Below are 9,525 nucleotides of genomic sequence, written 5' to 3'. Positions count from 1 at the left end.
ACCACCACCACCACCACCACCACCACCACCCTGTTCCGGGGGTAGTGCTTCCCTCTGCAACCCCCTCTGTATCACTTTGCCTCCCCCAACCTTACTTGTGGTCAGTCGCGACAATGGGTTTTGGGCGTCTGGGGGATGCTTTGCCACAGTGCTAATCGATGGCAAGAAGGCGGCCCGGGTCAACACTGGTGAGACAGTGAAGTTTGAGCTCAAGCTAGGTCGTCACATCGTGGGCATTGCCGGCGACGTAGGGGGAAGTGGTCTTTATGCGATGCAGATCGGTCAGCCAGTCAAGGAGACAGCCACCGAGCTGCCGCTGGTGAGGTACAGAAGTTCAGAATCTCCGGTACGCAGAACGGTACCGACATTCGTCCGAGCTCCATTTGATCGCCAGAGTGTTGAAACCCACACTATTTTGCGTTTTCACCACTTCGCAATACCGATGGCGCAAATCTGCGCCATCCGCGGTGCGCTCAGTTTTGAGCACATCTATACCTTCGACCTATCCCGTTTCTCAATTGCCAGACGAGCTTTCTCAGGAAGATTGGCGAATCGATCCTGCGTCTTGAGCGGCCTGCTGATTCGCTCCTCGACTATGAAGTTGATCATCTCGAAGAGCACGAGAACGCTGTCATGATCGTCTTCGAGGTTCATTTCCAGCGGATGAACCGCGTTATTACCTGTCACCCTGATTACGTCGAGAGCTTGCTGAACGTGCGAATCAAGTCCGCCTGCGACCAGCTTTTTGATATCGGCGTCGATATTTTCGCCTGATCCTCCCAAATGAACCAACAGTTTTTGAAGACATAGCCTGAGAAGTGCAGCAGCTCCTCTCGGAGAGCGCTCGCATATCTCTCGCGCCTCGTCATAGTCGGCAAGGCATTCTTTCGGCATCGCCTCGTGACCGTAAGGTACAGAGAGTAGATAGGGGTAAATCAGTTGGCCTTGTTCGAGCTCGCCGGCGCTGCGCAGCCAAACGCTGTTTTGGCCGCAGTGATCACACTTACAGTACCAGTACAACGTTGCGAATGTGCTCCCGTATTGTTCGCCGAGGAGTTTGTTCCAAGTCATGGATGTAAGCGTTGCGCACTGGGGATGAAGGCATGTAAATGCCTTGCCTTTGAATGTAGGGGGTTCAAACCTTCCAGACATAAATGCAATCCCTTGATGGCTAAAATGCCCCTGAGTGTAATGTGCAGCGATAGGGTATGCCCATCCAGATACGGCTAAATTTCGCCTTCATCCTTTTCGCTTGATAAGTAACACCCAAAGTGAAACAGTGTTAGGAGAACACCCTAACTGATACAGGCACCTATCATGTTCATCCGTGCATACCTCCGAGCATCAACCGAAGAGCAGGACGCCAGCCGCGCCCGCGAATCACTCGAGCAGTTCGCCGCCGATCACGACAAGGTCATTACCAGCGTGTATCTGGAGAATGCCAGCGGAGCGACCACAGACCGGCCTGAACTGCTGCGTGTGCTCAAGGATGCGCGTAAGGGTGATGTGTTGCTGGTGGAGTCGATAGACCGCCTCTCACGCCTTCCTGTGGAGGACTGGCAGAAGCTCAAAGCTGCGATTGACTCCAAAGGGCTGCGCATCGTTGCGCTCGACCTACCAACGAGCCATCAGGGAATGCAGGACACCAAGGACGACGAGTTCACTGGTCGGATGCTGGGGGCGATCAACTCAATGCTGGTAGAGATGATGGCTGCCATTGCGCGCAAGGACTATGAACAACGCCGCGAGCGCCAGGCTCAAGGAATCGAGAAAGCCAAAGCGGCCGGCAAGTACCAAGGACGGCCGATAGACGAAAGCCTCCACAAACGAATCAAAGAGCTGCTCAGCGCCGGCTTGGGTATCCGAGCGACCGCTCGGCATGCGCAGTGCTCAACTACAACCGTTCTTCGCATCAAGGACCAACTCACCTCAATCTAGAAACCTGTCTCGGGCTAACAAATGCATTCGTTTGGCCTATCTTGGCGCCCTAGAGAAAGTAGGCATATTCTTAGCTCAACGCTTGGCATCGTTGGCCGGGCTTCGGCCTCCAACTCCGTAGGAAAAAAGAATGGAAGCTAACTGGATTTTCGGAATAGGTACCATCGTTGCCACGCTGCTAGGACCGGTTCTCGCCGTGCAAGCCCAGAAGTATCTTGAGCGAGCCACTGCATCAAAAAACCAAAAAAGCTGGATCTTCAGCACATTGATGGCGACTCGAGCAGCTAGGCTGTCACCGGATCATGTACGCGCACTCAATATGATCGATCTGGCATTCAACGGAGGAAGCTCAAGCCGCCGAAAACCAACGGAAACAGACGTGCTGGATACCTGGCGGGATTACCTTGAACATCTTTCGCTAAATGTAAATGAGGAAAACTCAAATCGCTGGGCCGAAAAGCAACAAGAGCTGATGGTTTTGATGCTGAGTGCAATGGCTACAGATTTGAACCTTCGGTATGACCGAGTGCTTTTACGAAATGGGGCATACATTCCAAAGGGGCATACCGACCTTGAGCTTGACCAGCAACAGCTAAGGCACTTCGCGATAAAGGTCCTTTCTGGAGAGCAGCCGATTAGCATGAACGTGACTGACTTCCCTTTCAGCGAGGATATGACTAATTCCCAGCTGAAACTCCAAACCGGCCTATCAGAGATACTGTCCGGCCAAGGTCACCTGAAAATTCGTATCGATCCCTCGACCTCGACAGGCGCAGCAGAGAAGCCCACTGCCTAGGTTGCCGCCGGCCCATACATAAACCTGTTATTAGTTTCATCATCACGGGCCTACATCCGATGACTTAATGATTTTAAGTGAAAAAAAAAGCCCCGCCAGATAGATTCTGAGCGGGGCTTTTTCATCTGCGCTTGCTGTCACCCTGCTGTCACGAACATTTCGTGCTATCAGGGATTTTTCAGAAAACGCCTTATTTAATTGGTGTCCCAGGGCAGGTTCGAACTGCCAACCTTCCCCTTAGGAGGGGGATGCTCTATCCAATTGAGCTACTGAGACACAAGTCGCCCGCAAGAATGCGGAGCGATGGACGGCGTGCATGTTAACGGGCAGGCCCGCTTTTGTCATGTCGTCCGTAGGGCTTTTTAAGTGTAGGCAGACGCCTCGCGGTAGCGTGGCTTTGTTTACCGTGCAAATTGCATCACTGCAAAATGCCATCATTGCAAAATGCAATGCGGGGATTTTGCAAAAATATCTTAATTCGTTGTTTTTAAAGGATTTAATAGCCGTTAAACTTTTGGCATGCGGGCTGCTTCGACTGTTCTCACAGAACACAGGAGGTCAGCCCCATGAACAGCGCTCTGTTAGTCGCGAACGCGGTCGCTTTGGCGGTTCTGTTGGGTTTTCATTTTTTCCCCGAAAACGACGCTGCGATGATTGCTCAACGCATCCCCCATTACCTGCAACTGCAAAAAACATCGCAGTTGGCAGTCATGAGCGATCAACGCGGTTTTGTCAGCCAAGAGGTGAGCCAGGAGACTGTTCAGCTGCGTACACAGTCTTTTGAACGCTTGGTATTTTGAATCCCCCCATCAGGAGCACAGCATGTCCAAATCAGCCGCAGGATTTTTCATCCTCGCTTTACTGAGTGGCATCCTTCATCTGTCACTGGTCCAGGACATGGTCGTCACCCTGCCCCTGATTGCTTGCGGCGTATTCGGTGCACTGTTCGTTCTGGCGTTGATCGCCGGGCGCAAGATCAAGTTTGATCCGGTTTTGCGCTGAGGTTCAGTAGCTTCAGAAGATTGGCGACGGTGCCAGCAAGGTCGCCGGAGTTATCGAGTCGGCGGATCTGCGTATCACCGATTGAATCATCAGCCGTAAACAGCGCATTACGGTGCAGCCTTGCTTCAATTTCTGCCGGGCTCTCACGCCCCCGCCGTAGCAGGCGCTCGCGCAGGGCTTCATCCTTGACCGTCAACAGCACCGGCAATAGCGTGGGATAGCGCTGTTGCGCTTCTGCCAGGTGCGCGCGCGAACCGTTGATCAACACATCGCGACCGTCCGCGAGCCATTGGTCTATGCGCGCAGGAATACCGTAACTCAGCCCATTGGCTTGCCACGACAATGCAAAATCCCCTTTGGCTCTGCGTCGATCGAACTCTTCGCGGGAAACCTCGATGGCGTCTTCACCCACGGACTCCGCCGAGCGCGTGATAACGCGGCGCACGACTTCACAATTGCCTGCGCGCAACGGCTCGCGAGCGGCTTCGATGAGGCTGTCCTTGCCGGATCCCGAAGGCCCCATTAAATAAATCAGCCTGCCATCCATCCTGAAATTATCCCGCGCCACGTGCCCACACTAGTAAATCGGCCATTTGCCACTATCCTGTATAAGGTAAGGAACAAGGATCGAATCCGCATAGCATGCACCTTCAGGCGTCTTCGGGCATCACCTGTCGGGCAAGAGGACGCGGTTCAGCGATACGGACTCATGGATTATTTTCAAACCAGTCCGCATTTCTGATAATAGGTGCTGGCATTAAGCCTTTACCCAGATCAATTTTTGTCACAGAATTGACGCCAATGATCTGGCTAATTTGAGGCATGATGCGCGCCTCTATCAATTCAGGTTGAACATTTGGCCGGAGTGCTTGTCCTATCTGACATCCTGCGGCCTATCCCGAGAACCGCTCCCCTGAACTAACCGGTTAAATATATGCGCCCATTGAAACAGGCAATTTATTCCAGCCGTACGGCTGACAAGTTCGTCGTACGTCTGCCAGACGGAATGCGTGAACGCATTGCCGAGGTGGCTCGCAATCATCATCGCAGCATGAACTCCGAAATCATCGCGCGCCTTGAGCAGAGTCTTATTCAGGAAGGCGCGTTGGGTGAAGAATTGAGCATGCGCCTGGACAGCCCCGAGCTGTCATTGCATGAACGCGAACTGCTTCAACGCTTCCGCCAACTCTCTCACCGTCAGCAAAACGCTCTGGTTTCGCTGATCGCCCATGACGCCGAAATGGCCGCAGACGCTTCCTGATTCATCCCGAAAGCTCAAGCCAGCGTAATAGCTGGCTTTTTTTTGCCTGAAATTTGGCTAAAAAAACCCGCCGATCAGGCGGGTTGTTTTTTGAAGCAGGACGTTAAAGCAGGAAAATCGTCGCCAGCCCGAGGAAGATGAAAAAGCCACCGCTGTCAGTCATGGCAGTGATCATCACACTGGCGCCCATTGCCGGGTCGCGCCCAAGCCTCGCCAGGGTCATTGGAATCAAAACCCCCATCAATGCCGCAAGCAACAGGTTAAGCGTCATGGCGGCGGTCATCACCACGCCCAAGGACCAACTGCCATAAAGCAGATAGGCAACCACACCAATCACGCCGCCCCAGACCAAACCATTGATCAAACCAACCGCCAACTCTTTGCGCATCAGCCGCGACGTATTGCCGGTACTGACCTGGTCCAGCGCCATGGCCCGAACGATCATGGTGATCGTCTGGTTACCCGAGTTGCCACCGATACCGGCAACGATCGGCATCAATGCCGCGAGTGCTACCAGTTTCTCGATAGAGCCCTCAAACAAGCCGATCACCCGGGATGCAATGAACGCGGTGATCAGGTTCACCGCCAGCCAGGCCCAGCGGTTGCGCAGGGATTTCCAGACTGACGCGAAAATATCTTCTTCTTCACGCAGACCCGCCATGTTGAGAACTTCGTTTTCGCTCTCTTCACGAATCAGGTCGACCATTTCATCGATGGTCAAACGACCGATCAGCTTGCCGTTCTTGTCGACCACGGGGGCCGAGATCAAGTCGTAACGTTCGAATGCTTGAGCGGCCTCGTAAGCGTCTTCGTCCGGATGAAAACTCACCGGGTCGCTGGCCATGACTTCCGATACTTGCTTTTCCGGGTCGTTGACCAGCAGACGCTTGATCGGCAACACGCCCTTGAGCACGCCGTCGTAATCGACCACGAACAGTTTGTCGGTGTGGCCCGGCAGCTCCTTGAGACGGCGCAGGTAACGCAAAACCACTTCGAGACTGACATCCTCACGGATGGTCACCATCTCGAAGTCCATCAGCGCACCGACCTGCTCCTCGTCATAGGACAACGCGGAGCGGACGCGCTCGCGCTGTTGGCCATCGAGGGTTTCCATCAGCTCGTGGACGACGTCTCGCGGCAGCTCGGAGGCCAGGTCAGCGAGTTCGTCGGCATCCATGTCCTTGGCCGCTGCCAGGAGCTCGTGATCGTCCATGTCGGCGATCAGGGTTTCACGAACCGAATCGGATACTTCGAGCAGAATGTCGCCGTCGCGATCGGCCTTGACCAATTGCCAGACGGCCAGACGATCATCCAGTGGCAAAGCTTCAAGGATGTAGGCAACGTCGGCGGAGTGCAGATCATCGAGCTTGCGTTGCAACTCGACGAGGTTTTGCCGGTGAACCAGGTTCTCGACCCGGTCGTGATGCGGACCTTCCTGGCGATGAGTCAGGTCTTCGACCACCCGCTGGCGCTGCAGCAGCTCAACGACTTGAGCGAGGCGGTCCTGCAAGCTTTCCTGCGTTTTCTTTACTTCAACTTCAGACATAGGCGAACTCCACTCCCAGCAGCGGGGCACGCCGGAAGGATCAATCAGTCAATTCATGATTGTAGAAACGGGGTACTGAGTAACTACTGGGTAAGTCCATGGAGGTATTCCACAAGCCCCGGCGGGGCTGACGGGCGCAATGATAACACCGCCTGACGGTTTTAAACGTTAAAAAATCGCGGCTGAAACAAGTGCTTGCGAGACAAACTTGAGCGCTGTCCTGATCCATGAAACTGCGACGACTTATCCTGAAAAGAAAACACACCGCCGCCTGAAAATGTAGTGACTACCCTTGATGGAAACCGTCACGGAGGACGTCGAATGCCATCAATTGCTCGTTACTTGCTTGCCGCCCTGCTCTGCCTGCCGCCCCAGACGCTCGCCACGACCGTTCACCGGTGCGAAGCCGCCAATGGGCATATCACCTTCACGACTATGAGTTGTACGGCCGGAGAAAGCCTCTCACTTCAGGACGTACGCACGTTCCTGCCAGGCAGCATGACGCCTCTGATGCCAGAAGCCGAGTTTCGCGAAACACCTGGTACGAAATTCCAAAGGAGAGAGCCGACGATCGTCGGTCAGTCCGAAGGTAAATGTGGAGATCTGCTCAGCGCGAAGGAACGCCGCATAGCGATCATCAATCAGCGGGTCGTTGCCGGTATGAGTCAGCAGGAGGTCGAAAGTGCTCTCGGCAAGCCCGACAAGATCAGCACCCGCAATTCAGCCACAAGCTATCGCTACGACAACAAGCGAGGGCGCAGTGCTCATATCGAGTTCGACGAGAAAGGTTGTACCAAAGGAAAAGCCAAATCGCAGACGGCAAAAAGCCCGCGTTAAACGCGGGCTTTTTGGTGTTTGGTGCACTCGACAGGATTCGAACCTGTGACCGCTCGGTTCGTAGCCGAGTACTCTATCCAGCTGAGCTACGAGTGCATTTGTGTTTTTATACCAGATCACAACTGGTTGAAGCCAAGTTATTCACATTACTGCAAACAACTCTTAAATGGTGCACTCGACAGGATTCGAACCTGTGACCGCTCGGTTCGTAGCCGAGTACTCTATCCAGCTGAGCTACGAGTGCATTTGTTGCCGCGCATTATAGGCCGTTGAATCTTTTTGTAAAGCGCTTTTTTCTAGTAATTTCAACAACTTACCGAAGAAGCCAGATTACAACGTACTACGCAAATAATGGCGGAGAACGGGGGATTCGAACCCCCGACACCCTTTTGAGGTGTACTCCCTTAGCAGGGGAGCGCCTTCGGCCACTCGGCCAGCTCTCCGCAACACGGGGCGTATCTTAACCAACCTTTTCCCCGTTTGCAAACATAAAAAACGATAAAAATTAATGGCTTGGTTCTTCGTCCTTCTCTTTCTTTATACGCAGGTAAATTTCTTCACGGTGCACAGCAACCTCTTTCGGGGCGTTAACACCGATACGCACTTGATTTCCTTTAACGCCGAGCACGGTCACAGTGATTTCGCCATCACCAATAATCAGGCTTTCTGCGCACCGACGAGTCAGAATCAGCATACCTTTCTCCTCACGCATTTCATTTCAGGGACAACAGTCTGCAAAAAAAAGGCATTCGACCTACAACCGGAACGATCGCAGCCCTACATGCCTGAGTATTGACTAGCGCGGGCAAAAGAACAGCTTTGGGCCGCGCCATTCAAAAAAACAAAGGGCGCGGTCAGACCGCGCCCTTCGGGAAACGCATTACTCGCCCTGTCGGGCAGGCGCATCCAGTTCGAAAGCCGTGTGCAGAGCGCGCACAGCCAGTTCCAGGTACTTCTCTTCGATCACCACGGATACTTTGATTTCCGACGTCGAGATCATCTGGATGTTGATGCTCTCTTTCGCCAGCGATTCGAACATACGGCTGGCCACGCCCGCATGGGAGCGCATGCCAACGCCGACGATCGAGACCTTGGCAATCTTGGTATCGCCAATGACTTCACGGGCACCGATCTCGCGAGCAGTGTTTTCCAGCACGGTTTGCGCAGCCTGGAAGTCATTGCGGTGCACGGTGAAGGTGAAGTCGGTGGTGTTATCGTGCGCAACGTTCTGCACGATCATGTCGACTTCGATGTTCGCGGCACTGATCGGGCCGAGAATCTTGAACGCCACGCCCGGGGTGTCTGGCACGCCACGGATGGTCAGCTTGGCTTCATCGCGGTTGAAAGCGATGCCGGAAATGATCGGCTGTTCCATGGTTTCCTCTTCATCAATAGTAATGAGGGTGCCCGGACCCTCCTTGAAGCTGTGCAGTACGCGCAGCGGAACGTTGTACTTGCCGGCGAATTCCACCGCACGGATCTGCAACACCTTGGAACCGAGGCTGGCCATTTCCAGCATCTCTTCAAAGGTGATCTTGTCCAGGCGCTGAGCCACGGACACCACACGCGGGTCGGTGGTGTAGACACCGTCGACGTCGGTGTAGATCTGGCATTCGTCAGCCTTCAGGGCCGCCGCCAGCGCCACGCCGGTGGTGTCGGAACCGCCACGACCGAGGGTGGTGATATTGCCGTGCTCGTCGACACCCTGGAAACCGGCGACAACCACCACACGACCGGCCTTCAGGTCGCCGCGAATCTTCTGGTCATCAATCTGCAAGATACGCGCTTTATTGTGCGCGCTATCCGTCAGAATCCGTACCTGGTTGCCGGTGTACGACACCGCTGGCACGCCACGCTTGATCAGCGCCATGGCCAACAGTGCAATCGTCACCTGCTCACCGGTGGATACGATCACATCCAGTTCGCGAGGAACCGGCTGGCCGTCGCCACTGATTTGCTTGGCCAGATCGATCAGACGGTTGGTTTCGCCGCTCATTGCAGACAGCACAACCACCAGGTCATCGCCCGCCTCGCGGAATTTCTTAACCTTGTCGGCGACCTGCTCGATTCTCTCGACAGTGCCGACTGAGGTGCCTCCAAATTTCTGTACGATCAAAGCCATTTCAAAGCCGCCTCTGCCCATGA

Annotated in this window: 11 protein-coding genes and 4 tRNA genes; 6 read left to right on the top strand and 9 right to left on the bottom strand. The window is 54.3% G+C overall.

Features of this window, described 5'->3' with window-relative positions; genetic code table 11:
* Positions 1–489 precede the first annotated feature (489 nt).
* Complete coding sequence (locus tag F6R97_RS23910; protein WP_315867192.1) at positions 490–1,071, bottom strand: DUF4145 domain-containing protein; 582 nt, start codon at positions 1,069–1,071, stop codon at positions 490–492.
* A gap of 246 nt (positions 1,072–1,317) precedes the next feature.
* On the opposite strand from F6R97_RS23910, the gene F6R97_RS23905 reads away from it, so the two are divergent.
* Positions 1,318–1,938 carry a recombinase family protein gene (locus tag F6R97_RS23905; protein ID WP_315867191.1) on the top strand — a complete coding sequence of 207 codons (621 nt, stop codon included), beginning with the start codon at positions 1,318–1,320 and terminating at the stop codon, positions 1,936–1,938.
* Between the two features lie 130 nt (positions 1,939–2,068).
* Positions 2,069–2,734, top strand: coding sequence for a DUF6680 family protein (locus F6R97_RS23900; protein ID WP_315867190.1), 666 nt, complete (start codon positions 2,069–2,071; stop codon positions 2,732–2,734).
* A gap of 199 nt (positions 2,735–2,933) precedes the next feature.
* Here F6R97_RS23900 and F6R97_RS23895 read toward each other — a convergent pair.
* Positions 2,934–3,010, bottom strand: a tRNA-Arg gene (locus tag F6R97_RS23895).
* 290 nt (positions 3,011–3,300) lie between these two features.
* Between F6R97_RS23895 and F6R97_RS23890 the strand changes: the two genes are divergently transcribed.
* Positions 3,301–3,534, top strand: coding sequence for a hypothetical protein (locus tag F6R97_RS23890; RefSeq protein ID WP_038979434.1), 234 nt, complete (start codon positions 3,301–3,303; stop codon positions 3,532–3,534).
* A 22-nt stretch (positions 3,535–3,556) separates the two neighbouring features.
* A complete protein-coding gene (locus tag F6R97_RS23885) occupies positions 3,557–3,736 on the top strand; it encodes a PA3371 family protein (protein ID WP_038979433.1) in 180 nt (59 codons plus the stop codon).
* On the opposite strand, the gene phnN is transcribed toward F6R97_RS23885, so the two are convergent.
* The gene (phnN, locus tag F6R97_RS23880; protein WP_038979432.1) at positions 3,711–4,283 is read right to left on the bottom strand and encodes a phosphonate metabolism protein/1,5-bisphosphokinase (PRPP-forming) PhnN; all 573 of its coding nucleotides are present in this window, start codon (positions 4,281–4,283) and stop codon (positions 3,711–3,713) included. The two genes, F6R97_RS23885 and phnN, sit on opposite strands and share 26 nt — an antisense overlap.
* Before the next feature lie 387 nt (positions 4,284–4,670).
* On the opposite strand from phnN, the gene F6R97_RS23875 reads away from it, so the two are divergent.
* On the top strand, positions 4,671–4,997 hold the full coding sequence (locus tag F6R97_RS23875; RefSeq protein ID WP_003178899.1) for an Arc family DNA-binding protein: 327 nt from the start codon (positions 4,671–4,673) through the stop codon (positions 4,995–4,997).
* A 103-nt stretch (positions 4,998–5,100) separates the two neighbouring features.
* On the opposite strand, the gene mgtE is transcribed toward F6R97_RS23875, so the two are convergent.
* Entirely contained in the window at positions 5,101–6,543 is a 1,443-nt protein-coding gene (gene mgtE, locus F6R97_RS23870) for a magnesium transporter (RefSeq protein ID WP_038979431.1), read from the bottom strand.
* A 321-nt stretch (positions 6,544–6,864) separates the two neighbouring features.
* Here mgtE and F6R97_RS23865 point away from each other — a divergent pair, with 321 nt between their 5' ends.
* Positions 6,865–7,380 (top strand): cell envelope protein SmpA, encoded by a 516-nt coding sequence (locus F6R97_RS23865; protein WP_315867189.1) that lies wholly within the window; start codon positions 6,865–6,867, stop codon positions 7,378–7,380.
* Positions 7,381–7,399: 19 nt separating this feature from the next.
* Here the strand turns inward: F6R97_RS23865 and F6R97_RS23860 are convergent.
* From F6R97_RS23860 to F6R97_RS23840, 5 genes are all read right to left on the bottom strand, one after another.
* Positions 7,400–7,476 (bottom strand) — tRNA-Arg (locus F6R97_RS23860).
* A gap of 71 nt (positions 7,477–7,547) precedes the next feature.
* A tRNA-Arg gene (locus tag F6R97_RS23855) sits at positions 7,548–7,624 on the bottom strand.
* Between the two features lie 108 nt (positions 7,625–7,732).
* A tRNA-Ser gene (locus tag F6R97_RS23850) sits at positions 7,733–7,823 on the bottom strand.
* A gap of 62 nt (positions 7,824–7,885) precedes the next feature.
* On the bottom strand, positions 7,886–8,074 hold the full coding sequence (gene csrA / locus F6R97_RS23845; RefSeq protein ID WP_002554426.1) for a carbon storage regulator CsrA: 189 nt from the start codon (positions 8,072–8,074) through the stop codon (positions 7,886–7,888).
* 186 nt (positions 8,075–8,260) lie between these two features.
* Positions 8,261–9,502 (bottom strand): aspartate kinase, encoded by a 1,242-nt coding sequence (locus tag F6R97_RS23840; protein ID WP_038979429.1) that lies wholly within the window; start codon positions 9,500–9,502, stop codon positions 8,261–8,263.
* Between the last annotated feature and the right edge of the window lie 23 nt (positions 9,503–9,525).

Origin of the sequence: Pseudomonas sp. JV414, from assembly GCF_032424305.1 — a bacterium.
Lineage (GTDB): Bacteria > Pseudomonadota > Gammaproteobacteria > Pseudomonadales > Pseudomonadaceae > Aquipseudomonas > Aquipseudomonas lini.
Note: the sequence above shows the minus strand (reverse complement) of the source record. Positions and strands in the feature narration are given on the sequence as shown.